The sequence below is a fragment of the Ensifer sp. ZNC0028 genome (assembly GCF_000799055.1).
Lineage (GTDB): Bacteria > Pseudomonadota > Alphaproteobacteria > Rhizobiales > Rhizobiaceae > Ensifer.
This window is the reverse complement of the sequence record NZ_JTLA01000016.1, coordinates 1-24822: the sequence shown is the minus strand read 5'-3', so window position 1 is coordinate 24822 and position 24822 is coordinate 1. Positions and strand designations below refer to the sequence as shown.

Below are 24822 nucleotides of genomic sequence, written 5' to 3'. Positions count from 1 at the left end.
GGCTCAATCCTTTCCGCTGTCCATGAGGATCTGCAGCTTGATGTCGGTCGGCCGGGCCGATGCCGCCCGCTCGAAGGCCCTGATGCTGTCTTCGAACCGGAACGTCTCGGTGATCAGCGGTTTCAGGTCGACCTTGCCGGACGCGATCAGTTGCAGGGCCCGATCGAAGATGTTGGCGTAACGAAATACTGTTTCGATGCGAACCTCCTTCGAGATCGCGCCCGGTACGTCGAACTGCACGGCTTCGACCGGCAGCCCCACCAGCACCACGGCACCGCCGGGGCGCACCAGATCGAAAATCCTCGAAAAGGCCTTGGCGCTGCCGCTTGCTTCGAAGACGACATCGGCGCCCCAGCCACCGGTCTCGGCAGCGACCACGTCGGCAAAGGCTTGTTCGGCGATGTTGACCGGGGTGATGCCCGGATATTGTGCTGCGATGGCCAGTTTCTCGGCGCTGAAATCGGAGATGAAGACGCGGCTGCAGCCGCCGGCAAGGGCCGCAAGCGCCACCATGATGCCGATCGGCCCGCAGCCGATGACCGCGGCGACATCTCCGGGTGCGATCCGGGCGCGGGCGGCCGCCTGCATGCCGATGGCGAAGGGCTCGACCATCGCGCCCTCGGCAAACGAGACGTTCTCTGGAAGCTTGTAGGTAAAGGCGGCCGGGTGGATGGCGAAAGGCGTCAATACGCCATGGACCGGCGGGGTTGCCCAGAAACGCACCTTGGGATCGACATTGTAGATGCCGAGCTTGGAGGCACGGGACGAAAGATCCGGAACACCCGGTTCCATGCAGACGCGGTCGCCGACGTCGAGCGTTTCGACATTGCTGCCGACCGCGACGACGGTGCCGGCGGCCTCATGGCCGAGCACCATCGGCTCGCGCACCACATAGGGGCCGATAGCGCCGTGGGTGTAGTAGTGCACGTCGCTGCCGCAGACGCCGACCGTGTGGATGGCGATCTTGACGTCATCGGGGCCGAGTTCGAGCGGGAGATCGATCTCCCGGAGCGCGAGCTTGCCTTGTTGCTCGAGGACCAACGCTTGCATGAAGGATTTCCTTGTTTCTACTGTGTCTTGCGCTTGAAGGCGCTGTTGAGCATGCCGCTTAAGACCCCGATGAAGAGCAGCGGCGGGATGGAGAGCAGCACGACGGATGCGTTGAGGATGCCCCAGGGCACGTCGCGACCGAGCTGCGTCAGCTCCGAGGCGACGATCGGCAGCGTCTTTGCGTCCGACGTCGTCAGCATCAGCGCGATCAGGAACTCGTTCCAGACGAGCACGAAGGCAAAGGCGACAGCGCCGATCAGCGACCGAAGGGCAATCGGCAGCGCGATCAGGAAGAAGATCGCATAAGGACCGTAGCCATCGACGCGGGCAGCCTCCTCGACTTCCTTCGGCACCCGCGCAAAGGCCGGGACGCTCAGCCAGATGATGGTCGCGAGCGTCAGCAACGAATAGGTGACGATCATCGACAGGCGCGTGTCGTAAAACCCGAAATCGAGCCAGATCACCATCAGTGGAATGGCGATCGCCACCGGCGGCAGGAAGCGCAGCGACAGAACGAAGAACTGGATGTCACGGGACCACCGGTTGGGGTAGCGCGCGATTGCATAGGCGGCCGGCAGGCCGAGGACGGCACCGATCAGCACCGCGGCGGCCGATATCAGCAGCGAATTGACGAGGCCGGCAAAGACGCTTTCGCGACTGAGCACATAGGCGAAGTTGTCGAGCGTTGGCTCGAAGATGAAGAGCGGTGTCGGGGTGACGATATCGACGCGGTTCTTGAAGGCGTTGAGTGTCGTCCAGACCATCGGGAAGACGGCGGAGAAGGCGGCGAGGCCAAGGATCAGCCGGCCGATGAGACGGCCAATGGTGTGAGCGGTCATCACTGAACCCTCTTCCAGATGAAGGTGAAGGCGATCGAGGTGGCGATCATCATCAGAACCGCCATGCTGGAGGCATAGGAGATGCGGCCGGACTCGATGAAGCCTTGCGAGAAGGCGTACATGTCGAGCGTTTCGGTTGAGATGCCGGGGCCGCCGCGGGTCATGACGTAGATCAGGTCGAAGGCGCGCAGCGACTCGATCATCTTGACGAAGGCAAGCGAGATCAGCGGCGCCTTCAGCATCGGCAGCGCGATGAAGGCATAGATCTCCCAGGTCCGAGCATGGTCGAGTTTTGCGGCCTCGAACGGCTGCGGTGGCAAAGTCTCTAGCAGTTTCAGAACGATGACAGCGAAGAACAGGCCCCATTGCCAAACGTCGACCAGCGCGACGGTCGCAAGTGCAGTCGCCGGATTGGAGAGCAGGTCGAGCGGCTGGCCAGTAATCGCCTTGTAGGGGTAGGTGGCGATGCCATAGAGCGGATGGAAGGCGAACTTCCAGACGAAGGCGGCCGATACCCGCGGCAGGATGACCGGCACCAGAAACAGAAGCGCCAGCAGATTGCGCGTGCGCGGCGAGACGCATTCGAACAGCAGGATGCCAAGGCCGACGGCGATCAGGAGCGTCATGCCGACGGTCACCGCTTCCCAGGTAAGAGAGACGCCGATGGCGTTGATGAAGCGCCGATCCGAGAACAGGTCGATGTAGTTGGCAAAGCCGATAAGATTGCCGTCGGGACGACTGAGCTCCCGGTTCTGGAAGGAAATGTAGATCGCATAAGCCGTCGGCACGAGGGCGAGAACGGCGAGGATCCCCATGGCCGGGGTGAGGAACACCGCCGGCAGGTTGTTTTTTTGGCTCATGTCATGACGTCCTGCGGCTGAACGCGAAACGCGCCACCGATGGTGCGGTGGGCCACCGACCGGCCTTCCGCCTGCCGATGGCCCTGGGAGGAACGGTTACTGGCTGCGGGCAACCAAGTCCTTGGCAAAGCCGTCGAGCTCGTCGAGGCCTTCCTTGATGTCGGTGCGCGTTCCGGTGATCAGCTCCTCGAGGATGATGCCCCAGCGGTCGCCAAGATCAGGCCATTGCGGGTTCTGCCAGAAGTTGACGGCGGTGACCTTGCCGGTATCGGCGAGCGCCTGGCCGAGATCGGGGCCGTAGAGTTCGGCGAATTTCGGGCTGGTCATGATGCTGGTGCGATTGAGTTCGCTAAACTGTCCAGCTTCGAGCCGCCGGGCCTCGTTTTCCTTCGATGTCGCCCAAGCTACGAACAGACCGGCGCAGGCCTTGGATGCCTCGTCCTTGTTGGCCTTCATGCCGATCGCGAGACCATGGCCGTAGCCGCCGCCCGTCAGCGGTGCCGGAGGCGGCAGGTAGCCGACCTTGCCGGCGACCTTGGAGGATTTCGGATCGATCGCCATACCGACCAGCGGCGTGGATTCGATCAGCATCGCCACCTGGCCGGAGGTAAAGGCGCCGACCGCTTCGTCCCAGCCGCCGGTCTGGCTGCCCGGTGCCGAGTACTTGAAGAGTTCGAGATAGGTCTCGGTCGCCTTGACCGCCTGTTCGCCGTCAAAAACCGGCGTCTTGCCGTCGAACCAGTTGCCGCCAAAGCCCTTGAAAAATGGCATCCAGCGCCAGACATTGGCGCCCGAGCCGCGCTGGCCGCGAAGAGCTGTGCCGTAGATGCCCTGGTCGGGCTGATTGAGCTTCTTCACTGCGGCAACATATTCGTCGAGCGTCTTCGGCGGCGTAATGCCAGCGGCCTCGAGCAGGTCCTTGCGATAGACCATCAGGTCGCCGCCGCCGGTGACCGGCGCAAACCAGACCTTGCCGTCATAGGTCGCAACCTTCTGCCGGCCCGGATCGAAATCGGCATAGTCGTATTCCGCCGGATAATAATCCGTCAGCGGCGCGACCCAGCCGGCCGACGCAAACAGCGCCACATTGGCTTCGTCGATGTAGTAGACGTTGTATTTGCCGATGGTCGAGGCGTCGGCCTTGGTCTTGGCGCGCCGATCGTTTTCGTTGAGATAGTCGATCTCGAAGGATGCGCCGCCGGATAGCTTCTCGAATTCGGACTTGTAGTCCTCAAGCAGCGTCAGCCCGTCGCGGGGCTGGGCCAGCACCTTGATCGTGCCGGAGCATTCGGCCGCGACCGCAAGAGTCGTCAGGCCGGTGGAAAAAAGGCATGCAAAGGCGATGCTCGAAACGAGCGTTTTGGCTTTAGTCATTGTGAAAAGACCTCCCCAGGTCTGCGATGCGCGCCGGATACTCCTCAGGTCCGGTGCGTCTCCTAATAGCGAACCGTTTCGCTGATCCTGATGATAGACCTTACACTCCGCCGAACTAGCGTGCCCGATGCGGCGATTCTATACTTTCATGCGACATTTCGCCCGCAAAGGACTATTTGCAGCGCAGCAAAATGCAAGGATTCATCGTTGGCGTCCGAACGTGGCGCCCTAAGAGCGGGACGTACGACGCTGGCCTGTCAGCCGCCGGTAGGCCGACGGCGTCATCTTGTGCTGGCGCAGAAAGGTGCGGTTGAAGTTGGAGATGTTGAGGTAACCGACTTCGAAGCAGATGTCGGTGATCGGCATGTCGGTTTCGGCCAGCAGCTTGCAGGCCTGCCAGATGCGCAGCTTGTTGACATGGTCGGTAAAGGTGTTGCCGGTGTTCTTCTTGAAGAAGCGGGAAAAGGCCGTTTCGCTCATGCCGGCCTGCCGGGCGAGATCCGCAAGATGAATGTCGGTGGCGATGTTCTCGTAGATGAAGGCGAGCGCCCGGCGCAGTGCATCGAGCGATTCCTGGTCGAGCTCCGGCGCGAATTCCGGCGAGGAGAGCAACTCGTATTCCTCGGTGTCGACGAGGAGATTGAGCAGCTGGATGAACAGCGAGAAGCGCGAAAGCCCTTTCAGGTTACCCATGCGCTCGATCAGCTCCGCGCCTTGCGCCCGCGTCTCTCCATGAAACACCAGGCCGCGCTCGGCGCGGGCGAAGAAGGCTTCGAGTTCTGCAAATTCCGGCAGTGTGTCGGTGATCTCGCGCATGCGGTCCGGATGAAACTGGATGACGATGTCGCGCCCCTCGATCACTTCGCCGGGCTCGGTGACCGTCACCCAGTCATGCGGCAGGTTGCTGCCGATGACAGTGAGATAACCCGGACCGAACTGGCCGATATGATCACCGACGAAGGCAAGGCCCGAGGCCTTGCGGATGAGATGGATTTCGATCTCCGGATGGAAGTTCCAGACGTTGCGTTCCCACGGATAATCGTCCAGACGCCAAAGGAAGGTCTCGTTGACGCCGGTAACGATGTGCTCGAAGGTCGGCGGGTTGGTTGCGAGCGAAGCGGGCTTTGCCGGCGCGCGTTTTGAGCCCCGCGCCGTACTCATTGCCTGACCCTCCTTCGCGCCGTGTCTATCGGTCGTCTCCTTTGGAGAAGGAGCGGCCGCCTATTGCACCCAAGCCGCCCCGTTTTCCGAAACTATGTCAGGCGCGCTCGGCCCAGATCTTCGCGAGTTCCACCAGCGTCTTGACGCTACGATCCATGTCCTGGCGGCTGACCCATTCGAGCGGCGAGTGGAAGGCGTGGCCGCCGGCAAAGAGGTTGGCCGAAGGCAGACCCATGTAGGACAGACGAGAGCCGTCGGTGCCGCCGCGGATGCTGCCGCGCACTGGCTGCATGCCGGCGCGGCGGATCGCCTCGATGGCATTCTCGACGATCTCCGGGTGACGGTCGAGGATGGCCTTCATGTTGCGATACTGCTCTTTGACCTCGAAGCTGTAGGTCGAGCCCGGATAAGCCGTCATCACATCCTTGACGATGCCTTCGAGCATGGCTTCCTTCGTGGCCAGGCCTGCCTCGTCGAAGTCGCGCACTATGAGGCCGAGCTGCGCCTTGTCCATTGAGCCGCTGACACCGGTCGGGTGCACGAAGCCGTCGCGCCCTTCTGTGCCCTCGGGAGACACGTCGCGCGGTAGCCGGCTAATGATGTCGCCGGCGATCTTGATGGCGTTCTCCATCTTGTCTTTGGCAAAGCCCGGATGGATGGCGACGCCATGAATGACGATCTCGACGCCATCGGCGGAGAAGGTCTCGTCCTCGATATGACCCGCCGTTTCGCCATCGACCGTATAGCAGAATTCGGCACCGAGCTTCTTCAAGTCGACCTTGTCGACGCCGCGGCCGATTTCCTCGTCGGTGGTGAAGAGCAGCTTGATCGTGCCGTGCTTGATGTCGGGATTGTCGATGAGCACCTGAGCTGCTGTGACGATCTCGGCAAGTCCGGCCTTGTCGTCGGCGCCCAGCAGCGTCGTGCCGTCGGTCGTGACGATGTCATTGCCGATCTGGTCGTTGAGAACCGGGTGGTCGGCGACGCGGATCACCTGCTGCGGATCGCCCTTAAGCCTGATATCGCCGCCCTGATAGTTGCTGACGATCTGCGGCTTGACGTTGGTGCCGGTGAAGTCGGGCGCCGTGTCCATGTGCGAGCACCAGCAGATGACCGGCACCGGCTTGTCCACGTTCGAAGGAATGGTGGCGTAGACATAGCCGTTCTCGTCGAGATGGGCGTCGGCAAGGCCGATCGCCAGCAATTCCTCGACGAGCACACGGCCGAGGTTCTTCTGCTTTTCCGTCGAAGGCTGCGTCTTCGACCTGGCGTCGGACTGGGTGTCGATGACGACATAACGAAGGAAGCGGTCGAGAACGGTATCGGTCATGAGCGGGATCCAATGCTGGTGAGCGTGCAACCGCTATACTCCCGCGTCACGATTCCTCAAACCGGATTCAGTCGCTGTGTGTCGAGGCCATCGGCCTAGGCTCGCATGTCTGGTGGTTGACGAGGCGGCCTGCATCGACATCGAGAGCGCCTTAGTAAGTTCCGCTTGATCGTCCCGTCATTCCGGCATCGCTACTTCGGCCTTTGAACTCCGCGGCCAGCTTCGACGTTGCGCCGACCAGCAGGCCGACATCGTTGCCGACGGCGACGAAGGTGGCGCCGAGGTCGAGGTAGCGACGGGCGAGTGCCTGGTCGGAGGTGAGAATGCCGGCCGCCTTGCCATGCGACTGGATGGCGAGCAGCGCCGCTTCGACCGCTTCTTGCACTTCGGGCGCGCCGGGTCTGCCGAGAAAGCCCATGTCGGCTGCAAGGTCGGCAGGGCCGATGAACACGCCGTCGACGCCTTCGGTGGTCGTGATCTCGTCGAGCGCGGCAAGGCCGGCCCGGCTTTCGATCTGCACGAGCAGGCAGATCTCGTCATTGGCGGTCTGCAGATAGTCGGGGATGCGGTTGAAGGCCGACGCCCGGGCAAGGGCGGCACCGACACCGCGCACGCCATGGGGCGGATAACGCACGGCGCGCACCAGGGCGTGGGCCTGCTCGGCGCTTTCGACCATCGGGACCAGCAGCGTTTGCGCGCCGATATCGAGGATCTGCTTGATCATCCAGGTTTCGCCGATCGGCGGGCGGACGATGGCATGGCTTGGCGACGCGGTCAGCGCCTGGAGTTGCGCCGCCAGTAACGGCACGTCGTTCGGCGCATGTTCGGCGTCGATAAGCAGCCAGTCGAAGCCGGCGCCGCCGCAGATCTCGGCGGTATAGGGATTGGCGAGCGCCAGCCAGAGCCCGATCTGCGGGCGCTTCTCGGTAAGGGCCTGTTTGAACGGATTGCGCGGAGCGGGCATGGTCGGTCCTATTCGAAGAAGCAGCTGACGGTCCCGGAAGGTCCGAAGTCGGCGACGATGGTGTCGCCGTGGCGGGCCTCGACCGGGCGGATGAAGGAACCGGCAAGCACGATCTGGCCAGCCTCGATGAGGTCGCCATAGAGCGCCAGGCGATTGGCGAGCCAGGCGATGCCGCGGGCCGGATGGTTGAGCACGCCGGCGCCGAGGCCGGTCTCCTCCACTTCGGCATTGCGCGAGACGATCGCGCCCATCCAGCGCATGTCGATCGCATCCGGCCGCATCTGCCGGCCACCGAGTACAATGCCGGCATTGGCGGCGTTGTCCGAAATGGTGTCGACGATGGTGCGCGCCTTCTTCGTTTCGGGATCGACGCGCAGGATGCGCGTATCGAGGATTTCGAGTGCCGGCGTCACATAGTCGGTGGCGTTCAAGACGTCGAAGACGGTGACGTTGGGGCCGGCAAGCGGCGCCTTCATCACGAAGGCGATCTCGGCCTCGATGCGTGGCTGGATGAAGCGGCTGCCCGGGATACGCGCGCCATCCTCAAACAGCATGTCGTCGAACAGCACGCCGGAATCGGGAATGTCGATGTTGAGCGCATATTGCATCGCCTTCGAGGTCAGCCCGATCTTCCAGCCGATCACCCGGCGCCCGGCGCCGATCTTCCGTTTCACCCAGGCGGCCTGCACCGCATAGGCGTCGTCCATGGTCATGTCAGGGTGTTTCAGCGACAGCAGACCGGTCTGGACGCGCTCGCGTTCGGCGGCGTCGAGGGCGCTAGCTGCGGCCTCGATCTGGGATTGGTCGAGCATCGATCAGGCCTCGTCGGCAATGGGGTTGATCAGCGTGCCGATGCCTTCGGCTTCGACCTCGACGATGTCGCCGGGCTTCAGCCAGATCGGCGGGTCAAAGCGGGCGCCAGCGCCGGTCGGCGTGCCGGTGACGATAACGTCGCCGGGAACCAGCGTCGTGAAGGTCGAGACGTAGTTGATGATCTTGCGGAAGGAGAAGATCATCCGGCTGGTGCGATCCTGTTGGCGCGCCTCGCCGTTCACCCGCGTTTCGAGCTTGATATCCGCAAGCTGTGCCTCATCGGTGAAGGGCACCAGCCAGGGGCCGATCGATCCCGTGCGGTCGAAATTCTTGCCCTGGGTGACATTGAACTTGGCATGGCGAACCCAGTCGCGGATCGTGCCTTCATTGCAGAGCGACAGTGCCGCGATATGGTCGAGCGCACTCGCCTCCGGAATGCGTCGGCCGCCCTTGCCGATGACGATGACGATCTCGCCTTCATAATCGAGCTGAGGGCTTTCAGGCGGGCGGATCAGCGGCTGGGCGTGACCGGTGAAGGAGCGCGGAAAGCGGATGAACAGCGACGGATTGGAAGGTGCCGCCTGCCCGTCCTTGTACTCTTCGTTGCGATCGGGGAAGTTGACGCCGACGCAGATGATCTTTTCCGGTGCCGGCACAGGGATCTCGTACCGGATCTCGTCGAGCGAGAGGTCGGGTGTAAGGCCCGCCGCCTCGTCCACAAGCCGGGCGAGGGCACCGGCTTCGATGACTTCGCGCAAGGTCGGAAAGGTCGATCCGTGCCTTTTCGACAGGTCGATGATGCCATTGCCGGAAACGACACCGTAGCCGGCTTTTCCGCTGGCCGAAAAGCTTACGAAACGGGGATGGTTCATAGCGCGGCTTCCGTGTTCTGCTGGTGTTTGTTGAGCGCGGCCGCGACTTCGGTGATCACCTCGAAGGCGGTGGTGGCATCTTCCTCCGTCATGTCGAACTGGCCGGCCTGGAAGCGGATTGCGACGTGGCCGTCGACGCGGGTCTGGGTCAGGTAGATACGGCCGTCGTCGTTGATCGCGTTGATCAGCGCGATGTTATGGGCGTCCGCATCGCCCTGGCTGCGATGACGGAACGAAAACAGCGACAGCATCGGCGGCGTGACGATCTCGAAATCCTTGTGGCTGCCCAGCCGCTCCGCCAATTGTTCCGACCAGCGCACATGGTTGCGGATCATCGTCTGCAGCCCGTCGAGTCCGTGGAAGCGCAGCAGGAACCAGAGTTTCAGCGCGCGGAAGCGCCGGCCGAGCGGGATTGTCCATTCGGAATAGTTGATGATGCCGTCGCGGCCGTGGGTCTTCAGATATTCCGGCTGGATTGCGAGTGTTTTCACCAGATCGCCGGGACTGCGGATGAAATGCGCCGAGCAGTCGAACTGCGCGCCGAGCCATTTGTGCGGATTGAAGACGACGGAGTCGGCGTTTTCGACGCCAGCCCAGAGTTCGCGGAACTCCTCGCAGATCATTGCAGCACCCGCCCAGGCGGCGTCCACATGGACATAGAGGCCGTGGGCATGCGCAACCCGCACCACCTCGGCGATGTCGTCGCAGGCGCCAGTGCTAGTGCCGCCGGTGCAGGCAATTACGCCCGCCGGCACGAGGCCCGCTGCCTTGTCCCTAAGGATCGCGGCTTCGAGCGCCTGGCAGTCCATCGCCCGGCGCGGACCCTTTGCCGGGATACGCACGAGGTTTTCCTCGCCGATGCCCGAAACCCATATCGCCCGGTCGATCGAGGTGTGGACCTGATCGGAGGAATAGATGCGCAGCTGCGGCTGGCCGGCGAGGCCCTTCCTGTTGCCCTGCCACCCAAGCGCCTTTTCGCGCATGACCAGCACGGCCGACAGCGTCGCCGAGGAGGCGGAATCCTGGATCACGCCGGAAAAGCCTTCGGGCAGCCCGATCGCCTGGCGCAGCCAGTCGAGCACCTTGGTCTCAAGCTCGGTCGCTGCCGGCGAGGTCTGCCAGAGCATGCATTGCGCCGCCATGGCGGTGACCAGATATTCCGCGACGACAGAGACTGGCGCGGCATTCGCCGGGAAGTAGGCGAAGAAGCGCGGATGCTGCCAATGGGTCATGCCGGGCAGGATGACCTTCTCGAAATCCTCGAAGATCGCCTCCATGTCCTCGCCTGTCTTCGGCGGCTGCGACGGGATCTGGGCGGCGATCGCGCCCGGTGCCGTCTGTGCCCGCACCGGCCGGTCGCGCAACGACGCGCGATAGTCGGCACCCCATTGCGCTGCCTTCAGCGACCATTCTCCGAAACTTTTCTGATCCACCCTGTTCCTCCGTCAACTCTTGTGGTGCGCGTCTGCTGGCAAAACGTCAGGGCGCGACGATCGGTTGCGCCTTGAGGATCGAGTCCCTCGCCTCGGCGCCCGAGAAGGAACTGCCTTCCTCGAACCAGGATTTTGGCGCCGGTGCGCCCCAGAGCGTCTGGCGCTGAGGGTCCTTCAGATCCCACTTGATCGGCTCGAGATCGGGATCGACGGTCTGGTAGTCAGAGCAATAGATCTCGATGCGGTGACCGTCCGGATCGCGCACATAGAGGAAGAAGGCGTTGGAGATGCCGTGCCGGCCCGGGCCGCGCTCGATGTTGGCAAGCCAGCCGGAGGTCGACATCAGGTCGAGCAGGTCGATGATGTTGAGCGGCGTCGGCACCCAGAAGGCGGTGTGGTGCAGGCGCGGACCGCGGCCGTTGGTAAAGGCGATGTCGTGCACGCCGCCCTTGCGATGGGTCCAGGCGGCCCAGAGACGCCCCGTCTCCTCATCGGCGGTGTATTCCGTTACCCGGAAACCGATCTCGTTGTAGAAGGCGACGGCTTCGTCGACATTGGGCGAGAAGCAGTTGAAGTGGTCGATGCGCAGCGGCTTCACGCCGCGGTAAAGGGCGTATTTCTGGTGGATCGGCGGCAGCCGGTCCATCTTCGAGTAGAACTCGAGCGGGATGCCCTGGGGATCACGGGTGCGGAAGGTGCGCGACTGGTAGGGACGCTCGATCCACTCGACCGGCATCTCCTTGGCCTTGAAGAAATGCGCAGCTTTTTCGAGGTCTTCGTCACCAAAAACCTTGAAGCCGAGGTCGCGTGCTTCTGCCGATGCCGCCTTCTTGAGGATGATGCAGTGGTGGCCGCGCTCCTCCATGGCCCGCAGATAAATGGTGTCCGCCGTCTCGTCGGTGACCTGCAGGCCGAGCACGTCGACATAGAAGGCGCGCGATTTGGCGAGATCGGTGACGGCGAGCTCCACATGGCTCAGCCGCACGATGTTGAAGGGCGGGTGAAGGTTCGGTTTCGGCAAGGGCATTGATGTCTCCTCCAGATGTGTAGCCAGCGCGCGCTCAGCCGCCGAGCTTGGCGATCGCATGCGCCGAGCTGGCAAAGGCGATGTTCTTGGTTTCCATGTAAAAGTCGAACGACCAGTCTCCGCCGTCGCGACCAATACCCGAACTCTTGACGCCGCCGAAGGGTGTCGGCAGGTGGCGAACGTTCTCCGAGTTGACCCAGATCATCCCGGCTTCGAGGTGATCGGTGAAGCGGAAGGCGCGGGTGACGTCCGAGGTCCAGAGATAGCCGGTCAGGCCGTATTGTGTGTCGTTGGCGAGCGACAGTGCCTCTGCCTCGTCCTTGAAGGGGATCGCGGTCAACACTGGCCCGAAGATTTCTTCCTGGGCGATGCGCATGCCGTTGTTGGCGCCGGTAAAGAGCGTCGGGGTCACGTAGCAGCCGCCGCCAGGGCCTTGGAATTTCTCGCCACCCGCAGCAACAGTCGCCCCTTCTTCGCGGCCGATGCGGATGTAATCGAGCACCTTCTTCTCGTGCACCGGATGGATGAGCGGGCCGACGACGGTTTCGGGGTCAAGTGGATGACCGACCTTGATGCGCTTGGCTTTTTCGGCAACCAGTGCGGTGAAGCGATCGTAGATGCTGTCTTCGACGAGGAGCCGCGAAGACGAGGTGCAGCGTTCGCCGTTCAGCGAATAGATCATGAAGACCGCGGCATCGGCGGCGCGTTCGAGATCGGCATCGGCAAAGACGATGACCGGGTTCTTGCCGCCAAGTTCGAAATGCACGCGCTTCAAGGTCTCAGCACCCTGCTTCATGATCATCGAGCCGGTGCGGCTTTCGCCGACGAAGCCGATCGCCTTGATATCCGGATGTTCGGTGAGCGCCCGCCCGGCATCCTCGCCGAAGCCGTTGACGAGGTTCCACACACCCTTCGGCAGGCCCGCTTCCTCGGCGATCTCCACCAGCAGCCGCGCCGTCAGCGGTGAGAATTCGGCCGGCTTGTGGACGACCGTGCAGCCGGCGGCGAGCGCCGGCGCGATCTTCCAGGTCGACAGCATGAACGGCGTGTTCCACGGGGTGATGATGCCGACCGGGCCGATCGGCACGCGCGTCGTCATGTTGATCTGGTTTCCGCCGCGCAGCACCTTGCCGTCGCGTGCCTCCGGCGCCCGGTCGGCGAAGAAACGAAAGTTCTCCGCCCCGCGCAATGCAGCCTTCGCCATGAATTTCAGCGACTGCCCGGTGTCCATGCACTCGACGAAGGCAAGTTCTTCGGCGCGGGCGACGATCGCGTCGGCGATTTTGTGCAGGAGTTTCTTGCGTGTCTCGCCAGGCATCGCGGCCCATTCGGCGAAGGCCGCTTTCGCAGCCTTGGCGGCGCGGTCGATATCGACTGCCTTGCCGCGAGCAACCCTTGCGAGCGGCTTGAGATCGACGGGTGAGATTGTCTCGAAGGTCTCGCCATCGAGCGAAGGGACTGCCTCGCCGTTGATGTGGTTGAGCACGCCTTCGCTTTTGAAGCGGGCAAGGTAGCGTTCCGCCTTGGCGAGGTTTTCGTCGAGCTTGGACATGGTGTTCTCCGATGCTGGCGCAGACTTTCGCCGCGCACTGCTGTCTTTTTGAGGGAAACGGTCGCGCTCAGCCTTTGGAGGCGCGCAGCCTGGGGTGAATGGCGTTCTTCTTCCAGCTCAGATCCGGGTCGATCTCACGGATTTCGAGGCTGAGGGCGAAATGCGGCGTGGCGAAAAGCGCGGAAAGTTCGTCGCTCACGGCCTTGAAGATCGCTTCTCCGGTCGCCTTCTTCTCAGCTTCCGTACGCCCGCGGCCGATGCGGAAGGACATGTCGATGAAGCCGTTCTCGGGCAGGAGGTCGGCGATCGCGTAGTCGAGGCTCCGGATCGTGCGCACCCTGACGGCGCCGAGCTCGAAAAGGCCGGTGCCGAGGATCGTCCTGTGAACGGTCCGGCAAAGCCGGGCAAAGTCGACCTTGGTGTCGAGATCGCCGGAATATTCGATTGTCAGGTGCGGCATCTTTCCTCCCGATGCGCCATGATTTAATTAACACGTTAATGAAATTGGCGACTGTGTCAAGTAACTCTCTTTCAGCACTTGTGCCTGACAATTGCGGAATGACGGAAAATGTCCGATAGAGCGCTTATGAGCCGTGAGAAAACCAAGACCGATCTCGGTCCCGACGCCCTTCTGCCGCACAATACGCGCCGATCGCTGCCGATCGCGCTGCTGCGAGCGCGTGAAGCGGTCATGGCGCATTTCCGCCCGATGCTCGCCCGTCACGATATCACCGAGCAGCAGTGGCGGGTGATCCGCATCCTCGCCGAGGCCGGCCGGGTCGATGCATCCGAAATGGCCGACAAGGCCTTCATCCTGGCGCCGAGCCTGACGCGCATCATCCGCTCGCTTGAGGAGCGTGGCCTGATCACCAAGCACAAGGACGCCGACGACGGACGCCGCGTGCTTCTGGAGATCGCGCCGGAGGGCATGCGGGTGATCGCCGATGTCAGCCCGGAAAGCCGCGCGATCTACGAGCAGCTCGAAGCTCGCTATGGCCACGAACGTGTCGAAGTTCTGCTCGACATGCTCGACGAGCTTGCCACCCTTAACGACTGAGGGCTGCGACAGCGCCCGGATCATCGGAAAGCCAGTTCTTCGGCAAGCGCCAGCGTCTCGTCGGCGTAGCGGCGGACGCGCTCGCGGGCGCCCGGCAATTCCGGTCGTGCGGCAAACCAGCCGATATAGGTGAGGCTGCGAAGCACGAGAAACAGCGGCAGGGCGGCAAGCGCCTCGTCGGTGAGCGCGCGGCGGCTGCGATAGCCCGATATCAAAGCCGCCTCGATCAGGCCGTAAGCCGGCTCGCGCCTGTTCTTCAAAAGCGCCGTGGCGATATCGAACAGTCGGTAACCCCAGCCGGCATCGTCGAAGTCGATGAATTTTACGCCCGTGGCGTCGACCAGCACGTTTTCGCGAACGAGATCCGCATGCACCAGTCCGAAATCCTTAGCCGGAGTCGGCAGTGTTGCGAGATCTTGGCGGAGACCGTGACGCAATACCGAAAGCGCCGATCCCTGGGCACTGGACAATCCTGCGCAGTCCCAGAACCGGCCCCATAACGGACGCTCTCCAAGCAGGCCGTCCTTGTCCCAGGCCCTACGCCAGAAGTCATCAAGAGGCGACCAGCGATCGGCAAGATTGTGCATCTCGGCCATCGAGGCGCCGAGCGCCGAGAAAATCTCGACGAGCCTCGCGGGCGAATGGGACAAGGGTCTTCCACTTTCACCGAGCGGTTCCCCATCCATCCAGTCGATGACATCGGCGTGCTGCGTGCCGAATTCGCCTTCTGCCGGCAAGGCAACGAGCAACCCTCCGCCTTTCGTCGCTATCGGTTGCGGCACCGCGAGCCCGCCGTCGCCAAGGGCCGCCATCCATTGCAGTTCGGAGCGCAGCGCCGCTTCGCCGTGATAGCCGGAGCGATGCAGCCGAAGTGCTGCCGGGCGACCGTCGGCTAGGCCGACCCGGAACACCGCGTTCTCCCGGTATTTCAGCAGTTCCGGCCGTTGGTCGGCCACACCCCAATGGGCGAGTGCCTGACGCGCCCGGTTGTCGAGCGCGTCGCGAAAGGGTTTGGGCAGGTCCGCGGTCATCAGCCGCTCACAGGCCCGAAAGCACGTCGTCGAGGGTCGACAGCATGAGATCGGCATTGTCGCGGGTAAAAGGCATCGGCGGCCGGATTTTCGTCGTGCACTGGTGGATGCCGAGCTTGCCCATCAGCACGCCGCGCTCGCGCATGTCGTTGATCATCTTGGTCGCGAGCGTGCTTGCCGGCGTTTTTTCCGCGCGATCGGTGACGAGTTCCGCCCCGAAGAATAGGCCGCTGCCCCTGATGTCGCCGATCATGTCATGCTTGTCGGCAAGCCGGGTCAGGCCTGCCTTGGCATAAGCGCCGACATTGGCCGCATTCTCGATCAGTTTCTCGTCTTTAATCACGTCGAGCACGGCCATGGCCGCCGCACAGGAGACCGGATTGCCGCCGAAGGTGTTGAAGTAGCGAAACGCCTTGCGGAAGGCGTTGAGAGTATCTGCGCCCGCGACCACGCCGCCGATCGGGTGGCCGTTGCCCATCGGCTTTCCAAGCGTGACGATATCCGGAAGGATGCCCGCCTTCTGGTGTCCCCACATGTGCCCGCCGGTACGGCCGAAACCCGGCTGGACCTCGTCGGCAATCACAAGGCCGCCGGCCTCTCTGACAGCCGCGACCGCGCCATCGAGAAAGCCGGATGGCAATTCCGGAAAGCCTTCATTGGCGAAGAAGGGATCGATGATCAGCGCCGAGAAGCCGTGCGGGCTTTGCTCGAGCGAGGCGATCGCCTCTTCCACCTTGGCGGTAAACGCCGCGGCAAAGGCGGCGCCCGGCTCGCCGCCGAGCGGCCGGTAGCTGTCCGGTGCCGGCACGTGGCGGACATGGCCGCCGAAACCGCCGACCGGCGGCATGCGGGTCGAAAGCTGCGACACGGCCGCGGTGTTGCCATGATAGGTATGGTCGGTGGCGATGACCCCGGTCTTGCCGGTCACGGCTTGCGCCATGCGCAGCGCCACGTCGTTCGCCTCGCTGCCGGTGCAGGTCAGGATTGCCGTGTCGAGGCTCTCGTCGAAGGTGGCGGTCAGCCGCTCGACATAATCGAGAATGCCTTCGTGCAGATAGCGGGTGTGGGTGTTGAGCGTCGAGGCCTGCCGGGTGATCGCGTCGGTCACCCGCGGATGGCAATGGCCGACATGCGGCACATTGTTGTAGCAGTCGAGATAGCGGCGGCCATCGGCGTCATAGAGCCAGACGCCTTCGCCGCGCACCAGATGCACCGGCTCCTCGTAGAAGAGCGACATGTTGCGCCCGAGCAGCCGCTCGCGGCGTGCGATCAGGTCCCGGTTGTTCATCCCGCTATCCCCGTGCTGCCGTGAGGCCGGCGTCGAGCGCCGTCAGAATGCGGGTGACATCGGTTGCCGTGATGACCAGCGGCGGCGACAAAATGACGTTGGCGCCCGAAGTCCGCACCATGACACCGGCGTCATAGGTCACGTCCTGAACCTTCTGGACAATATCCTTCGCTGCTGCTGATTTCTTCTCGCGGTCGGAAACGAGTTCGAGCGCGCACATCAGCCCCTTGCCGCGCACGTCGCCGATCAGCTCGTGCCGAGTCTTCAGCGCTTCGAGGCCGGCAATGAGTTCCTCGCCGCGCACTCTGGCGTTGGCTGCCACGTTGTGCTTGCGCGTTTCCTTCAGCGTTGCGAGTGCTGCCGCAGCACCGACCGGGTGGCCGGAGTAGGTGTAGCCGTGGCCGATCGATCCGGCGGCCGTCTTGTTGCTTTCGAAAGCCTCGGCGACCTTGTCGGCAATCATGACCGCGCCGAAGGGATAGTAGCCGTTGGTGATCGCCTTGGCCGTTGACATGAAATCCGGCTTCACGCCCCAGAGACGGGAGCCGGTCCAGGCGCCGGTACGGCCGAAGGCGGTGATCACTTCGTCGGCGATCAGCAGGATGCCGTGGCGGTCGCAGATCTCGCGCATCAGCGGCATGAAGGTTTCGTGCGGCACGATCACGCCGCCGGCGCCAAGCACCGGCTCCATGATCAAGGCCGCGATGGTGTCGGCCCCCTGGAAGGCGATCTCGTCCTCGAACAGGCGGGCAATGGACTTGGCAATGACAGCACCGTCAGTCGTGTCGAACGGGTTGCGGTAGGCGTAGGGCGCCGGCAGATGGAAGACGCCGGGCAGCAGCGGCTCGTAGTTGCGGCGAAAATTGGCGTTGCCGTTGACCGAGGCACCGCCGAAGTGGGTGCCGTGATAACCCTTCTTCAGCGCCACGAACTTGGTGCGCTCGGGCTGGCCGTTGAGCTTGTGGTACTGGCGGGCGAGACGCAGGCAGGTCTCGACGGAGTCCGAGCCGCCCGAGGTGAAGAACGAGCGCGTCAGCCCGTCCTCGCGAAACCACTCAGCGAGCTCGTAGGAAAGCTCGATCAGCGGCGAATTGGTGGTGCCGCGAAAGGTCGAATAATAGGGCAGGTCGTCGAGCTGGCGGCGGATCGCTTCCTTCACCGGTTCGCAGGAATAGCCGAGATTGACGTTCCAGAGGCCGCCAACCGCATCGAGCACCTTCTTGCCGTGAATGTCGACGATCTCGACGCCTTCGCCGGCATTGATGATGCGTGGCGGTGTTGCCTGCATCTCGGCCGGATGCGCCATCGGATGCCAGAGGTGGCGGGCGTTGTTCTCGATGAGGAAGTTGGTTTCGCGCATGGTCATGCTCCTGTCCGTTCAAGGCCGAGCATCCGAAGCGCTCTGGCGTAACTGTCTGCGGGTCGGGTAACGTCGAAATGGACGTGAGGCAGGCCGACGGCCCGCGCACCCTCGATGTTTTTCAACTGATCATCCACGAAGACGCAGGCCTCGCGCGGCAAGTCGAGCTGGCTCAGCACCAGCTCGTAGGCGCGCGGGTCCGGTTTCAGGATGTTGGTGTAGGTGGCGTCGACGATCGTCTCGAAGAGCTCTATCAGCGGAAAGCGCTCGCGGAAGGCGACGCCATAGAAAAGGTCGAGCTCGTTGGAGAGGATGGCGAGCCGAATGCCGGCCCTGTGGGCGGCAAGGATCGCGTCGCGCGCCTCCGGCCGCAGCACCAGTTCCGGCTCCGCCCCGCGTGCCCTTTGCACGAAGGTCTTCATGTCGCTCCAGTTTTCGCCGAGCAACTGTCCCACCTCGCGGGTGCGTGTCGTCCAATAGTCCCGTTCGGTGATCTCACGCCGCTGCATGGCGGCCCAGAGCGGATCGGTCGCGGGGTCGAACGGCCCGCGCCAGGTGAGCGTGCCCGGCGCGAGCCCGAGTGCGCGTTCGGTCACATCATGTGTTTCGAACAGCGTACGGGTGACGACGCCGCCGAAATCGAGGATCAATGCCTTGTCGGTCATGCTCTCCATCATGGTCGGCCCTCGGGCACGATGCCACGCGCCACCCAGTCGTCGAAGATCGCAAGTGCTGCCTTCGAAAATTCCGGCGCGTTGATGTGGCTGTCGACCTCGTGCAGTGGGACACTTGGTGGAATGGACCGGCGCATTTCGTCGATGAAGGCGTCAAGCGCTTCCGGCTCATGCAGCGGTTCGTCCGGCTGGTCCCATTCCTGGATGCCCTTCAGCGGCAGGATGAAGGCGACTTCGGCACCGGTGCCGGCAAGTTTGCCGCCGATGACGCGGGCGATCTCGCGTCGCCCTTCGGCCGAGGTGGTCACAGAGCCGAGCAGCCGGTTGTGGGCGTGATAGGGGCGGTCGGCGAAAGCGTCCGGAACGGGCTGCCAGGCCGGCAGGTCGACCATATCGACGGCCCCCGGCGCGACGATCTGCGGGATACCGGAGCGTCCGGCATTCTCCAGCCGGTCCGGTCCTGAGGTGACGACCGTGCCGTGATGATGGTTGCTGACCTCCTGGATGCAGAAGTCGAAGACGGCGGTGAAGCCCTTCTCAGCGGCGATCGCCTCGAAGGCGCGCCCGCCCATGCCGGTCGAATGGAAGACCGCGACGTCATAGCCGCGACGTTCGAGCTCGGGCTTCAGGTATTTCATGTATTTGAGGCAGCTCGACCCGAGCGAGGTCATGCCGATCAGCGGCCGCGATCCGTCCGGCTTTGTACCGAAACGGGCCGCACCGACGACCGCGCCGCAGGCCTGCGAAAGAACGGAACGGCAGATGCCGTTGAGACCGTAGAGACCGCCGGCCCAGAGGATCATCATCAGGTCGGGGGCGATGCGCTCCGGCGGAAGCAAGTGCGAATAGGCAATCGTCGAGACGATGAATTTCGGCACGCCGAGCGGCAGGGCAGCGGCAACATCGAGCGCGAGATCGGTGCCCATGGAACCGCCGAGGATGATGACACCATCGGCCTGGCCAGCCTCGTAGAGCGAGCGGGTAAGGGCGGAAGCACCTTCCGCCATCAGCGCCATGGCGCTGTGTTCGTCGCCGCTGGATGCGATCGCGGCGATTGTGACACCGGCCGCTTCGGCGATGTCGTGGCGCGAGTATTCCGGCTGGTAGGGCGGGTCGCCGAGAATGCTGACATCCATCATCACAGGCAATCCGCCGGCTTCGCGGATGACGGACGCCATGAACTGGAGTTCGTCGCATTTGGTGTCTCCCGTACCCACGACCAGGATATTGGGGAGACGGTTCATCGCATTCATCAGCCGGCCCTCCTTGCCAGCGGATCGGCAGCAACCTGCTCCAACCCGAAAAGTCTTTCGGAAATGCGTCTGGCCGTTGCCATCGCGGCACGGCCCATCTGTTCCACCGTCTCCTTGTCGGCCCGTGTCGCGGGAGCGGCGATCGCGATCGCGCCAACCGGCGTGCTGCCGGGCGCACGGATCGGGGCGGCGACGCTGACGACGCCGGTTTCGAGCCCGTGATGGCAGATCGAGTAGCCGCGCCGGAGCGTCTCGCCGAGTGTCTGGCGCAGCGCCGCCGGGTCGGTCAGCGTGTGGTCGGTAAAGGCTTGAAGCGGCGCCGAAAGCGCCGCGTCGATGTCCTTCTGCGGGCAGAAAGCGAGAAAGCCGAGACCGGATGCGGTTGCGTGGAAGGGCAGGATGCTGCCGACATCGACGATAACGCGATGGGCGCGTTGCGAGTCTTCCACATGGATGGTCGAGAGGCGGCCGGCTGCGTATTCGGAGAGGTGGACGGTCTCGCCCGCAAGGCCTGCGAGTTCCCGCGCAAAAGGTGTCGCGACGCTCAGATAGGGAAAGCGCGCCTCGCGGATACGGGCCAACCGAACCGGCGCGCCGCCGAGGCGATAGCGCCGCGTATCCATGTCCTGCTCGACGAAGCCGTGTTTTTCCAGTTCGACGAGGAAGCGCCGCGCCGTCGCCTTGTCGAGCCCGCAGTGGCGGGCGATGTCGCTCAAGCCCGCTTCCTTCTCCAGGCGCGAGATCGCGTCGAGCAAAGTCAGGGCCTTACCGATGGTGCTCATCCATTCCTCCGTTGTCGAGCGCCCGTCAGTCCTCTCGCCTGTTCCCTCCTAAGGAGCGGTAGGCCCGCTCTCCCGGTCGTTTCGGGTCGAGATACTTAACATGCGAAATAACTTGACAGGGCCAGATGCAATTTGCAAGTCTATATTTGAAGCCAAGGTTCAAATAATGAACCGAAAGACTTGCGCGGCAAAGACAAAAAGCAAGCCCCGCGCCTCAAGTCCGCTTCAGGGAGCAGCCGCCGGAGAGAAGGACCGGAGGCGAAAAGGCGTTCGCGCCAGCAAGGGGAGCCAAGACCATGACCAATTCACCCACGCCCGTGACCGGGGCGAACCAATTGCGCAAGAACGCCCTTGGCGTCGGCGCCGTCACCTTTCTCGTCGTTTCCGCCGCCGCACCGCTGACCGCGGTTGCCGGCGGCGTTCCACTGTCGATGATGCTCGGAAACGGTGCGGGCATTCCCGGCACCTTCCTGATCGTCACACTGATCCTGCTTCTGTTTTCGGTCGGCTATGTCGCGATGGCGCGGCATATCCGCAATGCCGGCGCCTTCTATGCCTATACGGCACAGGGCCTCGGCGGGCTGATGGGCGGTGCCGCCGCGATGATCGCGATCCTCGCCTATAACGCCATGCAGATCGGGGTCTTCGGCCTCTTCGGCGCGGCGACGGCGGGGCTCTTCGCCGGCCTGGGGATCGATTTCCCCTGGTGGGTCTGGACCTTCGTCGGCATCGCCGCAGTCGGCATTCTCGGCTATCGCCGCGTCGACCTTTCGGCCAAGGTGCTGACAGTCCTCGTCATCCTCGAATATCTGGTCGTGCTCGTCATCGATGTCGCGATCCTCGCCAAGGGTGGTGACGGCGGTTTGGGTACGGTCTCGTTCACCCCCTCGGCCATCCTCTCCGGCTCGCCGTCGATCGGCATTCTCTTCTGCTTCGCCGCCTTCATCGGCTTCGAGGCGACGACGATCTATAGCGAAGAGGCCCGCGATCCGGAAAAGACCGTACCGCGCGCGACCTATATCTCCGTGCTGATCATTGGCATTTTCTACATGTTCACATCCTGGCTGATGGTGAACGCCGCCGGCGCGGACAAGCTGGTGCCGGAACTGCAGGGCCTCGCCGATCCGACCACCTTCCTCTTCGGCCTTGCCGAGCGTTATGCCGGTGGCTGGCTGCCGCCGCTGATGAACGTACTCTTCGTCACCAGCCTTTTCGCCGGCGTGCTGGCGTTTCATAACGGTGTCGCCCGCTACCTCTACGTCGCTGGCCGCGAACGGCTGCTTCCGGCCTCGATCGGCGTCACCCACCCAGTCTACCACAGCCCGCATGTCGGCTCGCTGATCCAGACGGTGATTGCCGTGCTGGTCGTCGCGCTCTTTGCCGCAACGGGTCAGGATCCGGTGCTGGCGCTCTTCTCCTGGCTGACCAACGTCGGCACGCTTGCGGTCATGACGCTGATGGCCTTCACCGCCTTTGCGATCGTCGCCTTCTTCGGCCGCAATCCTGGACTTGAAACGAACCCGCTGGTGACCAAGGTCATTCCCGTCGTCACCGGCCTGATCCTCGTTGCCGTCATCATCGCGATCGCGGCCAATTTCGGCGATCTCGCCGGCGCCACCGGCATGCTCGCCGTCTTCCTGCCGGGGCTCGTCGTGATCTTCGCGGTCATCGGGCTCTTCCTGGCGGCATCGCTGAAATCGGGCAACCCGATCGAGTTCGCCCGCCTGGGCGCCGGCCAGGAGATCTGATCTCTCGGGGACATCGCTTTTGGGCATGGCGGCTCGCCGCCATGCCTGCAACAAACGGGACAGGAGACCATGCAGGATAAGATCGATCAATTGCGCAACCTGCCCGTCGCGGCTCAGAAACTGTTCATCGGCGGCCGTTGGCAGGAGAGCCTCTTGGGCGAGACGCTCGAGGTCGTCTCGCCGATCGACGGTCGGCATCTGACGACGATTGCCGATGCGGCAGCCGGTGATGTCGATGCGGCGGTTCGCGCGGCGCGCGCCGCTTTCGAGAAGGGAAGCTGGTCGAAGGCTGCCCCGGCGCAACGCAAAAAGGTTCTGACGCGCATTGCCGAGATCATCGAGGCGCACGCGCTGGAGCTGGCCGTTCTCGGCGTGCGCGACAACGGCACCGAAATCTCGATGGCGCTGAAGGCGGAGCCCGGCAGTGCTGCCGGCACATTCCGCTACTATGCCGAGGCGCTCGACAAGGTCTATGGCGAGATCGCGCCGACGGCCGACAACATCCTCGGCCTCGTTCATCGCGAGCCCGTCGGCGTGATCGCGGCGATCGTGCCCTGGAATTTCCCGCTGATGATCGGCGCCTGGAAGATCGCGCCGGCGCTTGCCGCCGGCAATTCGGTGGTCCTGAAACCGGCCGAAGGCGCGTCGCTCAGCCTGCTGAGGCTCGCTGAGATCTGCGCCGAGGCGGGCTTGCCCGAAGGCGTGTTGAATGTCGTCACCGGCCGCGGCGCGACGACGGGCGAAGCGATCGGGCTGCATGGCGATATCGATGTTCTCGCCTTCACCGGTTCCGGCGGCGTCGGCCGGCGGCTGCTCGAATACTCCGCGCGCTCCAACCTGAAGCGCGTCTATCTCGAACTCGGCGGCAAGTCGCCGAATGTCGTCTTTGCCGATGCGCCGGATCTCGATCAGGCCGCGCGTATCTCGGCCTACGGCATTTTCCGCAATTCCGGCCAGGTCTGCGTCGCCGGCTCCAGGCTGCTGGTCGAGCGATCGATCCACAAAGCCTTCGCAGAGAAGGTGGCGGCGATCGCGGCCGGCCTGAAAGTCGGCGACCCGCTGCTTCTTTCGACCGAGGCCGGCGCCATCTCCAGCGAGGCGCAGCTTCAGAAGAACCTCGAATTCGTCCGCGAGGCCGAAAGGGAGGGCGCGCGCCTGCGCACTGGCGGCAAGCGCATTCTTGAGGAGACCGGAGGCTATTACATGCAGCCGACCGTCTTCGACGTCGAGCCCGATATGAAGCTGGCGAAGGAGGAGGTTTTCGGTCCCGTGCTCGCGGTCATACCCTTCGATGATGAGACGGACGCGCTCCGGATCGCCAACGCGACCGACTACGGTCTGGCGTCGGCCGTCTGGACCGCAAACGTGTCGCGCGCGCACCGCATGGTGCGTGGCATCCGTGCCGGTGTGGTGCACGTCAATACCTATGGCGGCGCCGACAACACAGTGCCGCTCGGTGGCGTCAGGCAGTCCGGCAACGGTCACGACAAGTCGCTGCACGCACTCGACAAATACACCGATCTGAAAACGGCCTGGATCCAGCTCTGACGAGCGGAGCGAGGCCGTATCTGTCCCAAACAGGGGAGCCGGCTATTCCACCGTCGCCCGCAAAGCCCGGATGATCTCTTCGGCAAACATGGCGGCGGCGAGGCCGTGGCCGCGTCTTTCCCGCTGCACCAGCGAAAGCACGTTCTTTGCAAAAGTCCGGTCGCGGATCTGCAGGTAGGTCAGCACGCCGTTTCGCTGTTCCTCGGTAATGTCGAATTTGCTGAGGAAGGCGATGCCGTCGCCGGCCGCGGCGAGAAACTTCATCGCCTCGATGGAATTGGTGAGATAGCTTGGCTCGACCGTCAGACCGGCCTCAGCAAAAGCGTCAGCGACGATGCCATGAATCTGCATCGACTTGTCCGCAAAGATCAGCGGGTATGGCTGACAGTAGGCGAGCGGCAATGATTCCATGCCGGCGAGCGGATGTTCCGGAGCAACGACCGCGCCGAGGCGGGTGTCCATCTTCCAGAGTGTCTCGACCTGCGGCGTCGGCGGGAGACTGAAGGCAAAGCCGAGATCGGCCTCGCCGTCGGCCACCGCCTGAACGATCTCGCGCGCAAACATCACCCGGATCGTGATCTTGAGACGCGGGTGGCGGGCTCCGAAGATCGCGGCCACCTTCGGCACGATGCCGCCCGCAAGGCCGTTCATCGTGGCGATGATCACCTCGCCGCTCTGCAGCGCCTTGATATCGCGGATCTCGGCCTCGACCTGGCTGTATTCCTTCATCGTCCGGCGCACATGCGCAACAAGGATTTCGCCGGCGGGCGTCAGCCGCAGGCCCCGCGGCAGCCGCTCGAACAGCG

Annotated in this window: 23 protein-coding genes; 3 read left to right on the top strand and 20 right to left on the bottom strand. The window is 63.5% G+C overall.

What is annotated here, in order from left to right; translation table 11 throughout:
• Positions 1-3 precede the first annotated feature (3 nt).
• From L981_RS04710 to L981_RS04650, 13 genes are all read right to left on the bottom strand, one after another.
• On the bottom strand, positions 4-1050 hold the full coding sequence (locus L981_RS04710) for an NAD(P)-dependent alcohol dehydrogenase (RefSeq protein WP_043612252.1): 1047 nt from the start codon (positions 1048-1050) through the stop codon (positions 4-6).
• Positions 1051-1067: 17 nt separating this feature from the next.
• The gene (locus tag L981_RS04705; protein ID WP_043612250.1) at positions 1068-1889 is read right to left on the bottom strand and encodes a carbohydrate ABC transporter permease; all 822 of its coding nucleotides are present in this window, start codon (positions 1887-1889) and stop codon (positions 1068-1070) included.
• Positions 1889-2749 (bottom strand): carbohydrate ABC transporter permease, encoded by an 861-nt coding sequence (locus L981_RS04700; protein WP_043612248.1) that lies wholly within the window; start codon positions 2747-2749, stop codon positions 1889-1891. Before L981_RS04700 ends, L981_RS04705 begins: the two co-directional genes overlap by 1 nt.
• Before the next feature lie 96 nt (positions 2750-2845).
• On the bottom strand, positions 2846-4123 hold the full coding sequence (locus tag L981_RS04695) for a sugar ABC transporter substrate-binding protein (protein ID WP_043612246.1): 1278 nt from the start codon (positions 4121-4123) through the stop codon (positions 2846-2848).
• Positions 4124-4351: 228 nt separating this feature from the next.
• On the bottom strand, positions 4352-5284 hold the full coding sequence (locus L981_RS04690) for an AraC family transcriptional regulator (protein WP_052201596.1): 933 nt from the start codon (positions 5282-5284) through the stop codon (positions 4352-4354).
• Positions 5285-5381: 97 nt separating this feature from the next.
• Positions 5382-6614, bottom strand: coding sequence for a peptidase T (gene pepT / locus L981_RS04685; RefSeq protein WP_043612244.1), 1233 nt, complete (start codon positions 6612-6614; stop codon positions 5382-5384).
• Positions 6615-6765: 151 nt separating this feature from the next.
• Positions 6766-7578 (bottom strand): 4-hydroxy-2-oxoheptanedioate aldolase, encoded by an 813-nt coding sequence (gene hpaI, locus L981_RS04680; RefSeq protein ID WP_043612242.1) that lies wholly within the window; start codon positions 7576-7578, stop codon positions 6766-6768.
• Positions 7579-7586: 8 nt separating this feature from the next.
• Positions 7587-8390, bottom strand: coding sequence for a 2-oxo-hept-4-ene-1,7-dioate hydratase (hpaH, locus tag L981_RS04675; RefSeq protein WP_043612240.1), 804 nt, complete (start codon positions 8388-8390; stop codon positions 7587-7589).
• Between the two features lie 3 nt (positions 8391-8393).
• On the bottom strand, positions 8394-9263 hold the full coding sequence (locus L981_RS04670; protein WP_043612238.1) for a fumarylacetoacetate hydrolase family protein: 870 nt from the start codon (positions 9261-9263) through the stop codon (positions 8394-8396).
• Positions 9260-10696: a pyridoxal-dependent decarboxylase gene (locus tag L981_RS04665; RefSeq protein WP_043612235.1), complete on the bottom strand. Its 1437-nt coding sequence runs from the start codon at positions 10694-10696 to the stop codon at positions 9260-9262. Before L981_RS04665 ends, L981_RS04670 begins: the two co-directional genes overlap by 4 nt.
• A 46-nt stretch (positions 10697-10742) precedes the next feature.
• Positions 10743-11723, bottom strand: coding sequence for a 3,4-dihydroxyphenylacetate 2,3-dioxygenase (hpaD, locus tag L981_RS04660; protein WP_043612233.1), 981 nt, complete (start codon positions 11721-11723; stop codon positions 10743-10745).
• Between the two features lie 34 nt (positions 11724-11757).
• A complete protein-coding gene (hpaE, locus tag L981_RS04655) occupies positions 11758-13275 on the bottom strand; it encodes a 5-carboxymethyl-2-hydroxymuconate semialdehyde dehydrogenase (protein WP_043612230.1) in 1518 nt (505 codons plus the stop codon).
• 67 nt (positions 13276-13342) lie between these two features.
• Positions 13343-13735 carry a 5-carboxymethyl-2-hydroxymuconate Delta-isomerase gene (locus L981_RS04650; RefSeq protein WP_043612228.1) on the bottom strand — a complete coding sequence of 131 codons (393 nt, stop codon included), beginning with the start codon at positions 13733-13735 and terminating at the stop codon, positions 13343-13345.
• 108 nt (positions 13736-13843) lie between these two features.
• On the opposite strand from L981_RS04650, the gene hpaR reads away from it, so the two are divergent.
• Positions 13844-14332 carry a homoprotocatechuate degradation operon regulator HpaR gene (gene hpaR / locus L981_RS04645; RefSeq protein WP_043612226.1) on the top strand — a complete coding sequence of 163 codons (489 nt, stop codon included), beginning with the start codon at positions 13844-13846 and terminating at the stop codon, positions 14330-14332.
• 20 nt (positions 14333-14352) lie between these two features.
• Here the strand turns inward: hpaR and L981_RS04640 are convergent, their stop codons facing one another.
• The 6 genes from L981_RS04640 to L981_RS04615 are packed head-to-tail and all read right to left on the bottom strand — an operon-like array spanning position 14353 to position 20720.
• The gene (locus tag L981_RS04640) at positions 14353-15363 is read right to left on the bottom strand and encodes a phosphotransferase (RefSeq protein ID WP_043612224.1); all 1011 of its coding nucleotides are present in this window, start codon (positions 15361-15363) and stop codon (positions 14353-14355) included.
• Positions 15364-15370: 7 nt separating this feature from the next.
• A complete protein-coding gene (locus L981_RS04635; protein WP_043612222.1) occupies positions 15371-16651 on the bottom strand; it encodes an aspartate aminotransferase family protein in 1281 nt (426 codons plus the stop codon).
• Positions 16652-16655: 4 nt separating this feature from the next.
• Entirely contained in the window at positions 16656-18011 is a 1356-nt protein-coding gene (locus L981_RS04630) for an aspartate aminotransferase family protein (protein WP_043612220.1), read from the bottom strand.
• Between the two features lie 2 nt (positions 18012-18013).
• Positions 18014-18676: an HAD family hydrolase gene (locus L981_RS04625; RefSeq protein WP_043612273.1), complete on the bottom strand. Its 663-nt coding sequence runs from the start codon at positions 18674-18676 to the stop codon at positions 18014-18016.
• A gap of 8 nt (positions 18677-18684) precedes the next feature.
• Complete coding sequence (locus tag L981_RS04620) at positions 18685-19938, bottom strand: Tm-1-like ATP-binding domain-containing protein (protein ID WP_043612218.1); 1254 nt, start codon at positions 19936-19938, stop codon at positions 18685-18687.
• The gene (locus L981_RS04615) at positions 19938-20720 is read right to left on the bottom strand and encodes an IclR family transcriptional regulator (RefSeq protein ID WP_043612216.1); all 783 of its coding nucleotides are present in this window, start codon (positions 20718-20720) and stop codon (positions 19938-19940) included. Before L981_RS04615 ends, L981_RS04620 begins: the two co-directional genes overlap by 1 nt.
• Positions 20721-21016: 296 nt before the next feature.
• Between L981_RS04615 and L981_RS04610 the strand changes: the two genes are divergently transcribed.
• The gene (locus L981_RS04610) at positions 21017-22468 is read left to right on the top strand and encodes an APC family permease (RefSeq protein ID WP_043612214.1); all 1452 of its coding nucleotides are present in this window, start codon (positions 21017-21019) and stop codon (positions 22466-22468) included.
• 69 nt (positions 22469-22537) lie between these two features.
• Positions 22538-24016, top strand: coding sequence for an aldehyde dehydrogenase (locus tag L981_RS04605; RefSeq protein ID WP_043612212.1), 1479 nt, complete (start codon positions 22538-22540; stop codon positions 24014-24016).
• A gap of 42 nt (positions 24017-24058) precedes the next feature.
• Here L981_RS04605 and L981_RS04600 read toward each other — a convergent pair.
• A partial coding sequence (locus L981_RS04600; protein WP_043612211.1) for a LysR substrate-binding domain-containing protein occupies positions 24059-24822 on the bottom strand: 764 nt, incomplete at its 5' end.

Coding starts and splice junctions, on each gene's coding strand:
- L981_RS04710 (WP_043612252.1), bottom strand. CDS start 1,050: ATGCAAGCGTTGGTCCTCGAGCAACAAGGCAAGCTCGCGCTCCGGGAG.
- L981_RS04705 (WP_043612250.1), bottom strand. CDS start 1,889: ATGACCGCTCACACCATTGGCCGTCTCATCGGCCGGCTGATCCTTGGC.
- L981_RS04700 (WP_043612248.1), bottom strand. CDS start 2,749: ATGAGCCAAAAAAACAACCTGCCGGCGGTGTTCCTCACCCCGGCCATG.
- L981_RS04695 (WP_043612246.1), bottom strand. CDS start 4,123: ATGACTAAAGCCAAAACGCTCGTTTCGAGCATCGCCTTTGCATGCCTT.
- L981_RS04690 (WP_052201596.1), bottom strand. CDS start 5,284: ATGAGTACGGCGCGGGGCTCAAAACGCGCGCCGGCAAAGCCCGCTTCG.
- pepT (WP_043612244.1), bottom strand. CDS start 6,614: ATGACCGATACCGTTCTCGACCGCTTCCTTCGTTATGTCGTCATCGAC.
- hpaI (WP_043612242.1), bottom strand. CDS start 7,578: ATGCCCGCTCCGCGCAATCCGTTCAAACAGGCCCTTACCGAGAAGCGC.
- hpaH (WP_043612240.1), bottom strand. CDS start 8,390: ATGCTCGACCAATCCCAGATCGAGGCCGCAGCTAGCGCCCTCGACGCC.
- L981_RS04670 (WP_043612238.1), bottom strand. CDS start 9,263: ATGAACCATCCCCGTTTCGTAAGCTTTTCGGCCAGCGGAAAAGCCGGC.
- hpaD (WP_043612233.1), bottom strand. CDS start 11,723: ATGCCCTTGCCGAAACCGAACCTTCACCCGCCCTTCAACATCGTGCGG.
- hpaE (WP_043612230.1), bottom strand. CDS start 13,275: ATGTCCAAGCTCGACGAAAACCTCGCCAAGGCGGAACGCTACCTTGCC.
- L981_RS04650 (WP_043612228.1), bottom strand. CDS start 13,735: ATGCCGCACCTGACAATCGAATATTCCGGCGATCTCGACACCAAGGTC.
- hpaR (WP_043612226.1), top strand. CDS start 13,844: ATGTCCGATAGAGCGCTTATGAGCCGTGAGAAAACCAAGACCGATCTC.
- L981_RS04640 (WP_043612224.1), bottom strand. CDS start 15,363: ATGACCGCGGACCTGCCCAAACCCTTTCGCGACGCGCTCGACAACCGG.
- L981_RS04635 (WP_043612222.1), bottom strand. CDS start 16,651: ATGAACAACCGGGACCTGATCGCACGCCGCGAGCGGCTGCTCGGGCGC.
- L981_RS04630 (WP_043612220.1), bottom strand. CDS start 18,011: ATGCGCGAAACCAACTTCCTCATCGAGAACAACGCCCGCCACCTCTGG.
- L981_RS04625 (WP_043612273.1), bottom strand. CDS start 18,676: ATGACCGACAAGGCATTGATCCTCGATTTCGGCGGCGTCGTCACCCGT.
- L981_RS04620 (WP_043612218.1), bottom strand. CDS start 19,938: ATGAATGCGATGAACCGTCTCCCCAATATCCTGGTCGTGGGTACGGGA.
- L981_RS04615 (WP_043612216.1), bottom strand. CDS start 20,720: ATGAGCACCATCGGTAAGGCCCTGACTTTGCTCGACGCGATCTCGCGC.
- L981_RS04610 (WP_043612214.1), top strand. CDS start 21,017: ATGACCAATTCACCCACGCCCGTGACCGGGGCGAACCAATTGCGCAAG.
- L981_RS04605 (WP_043612212.1), top strand. CDS start 22,538: ATGCAGGATAAGATCGATCAATTGCGCAACCTGCCCGTCGCGGCTCAG.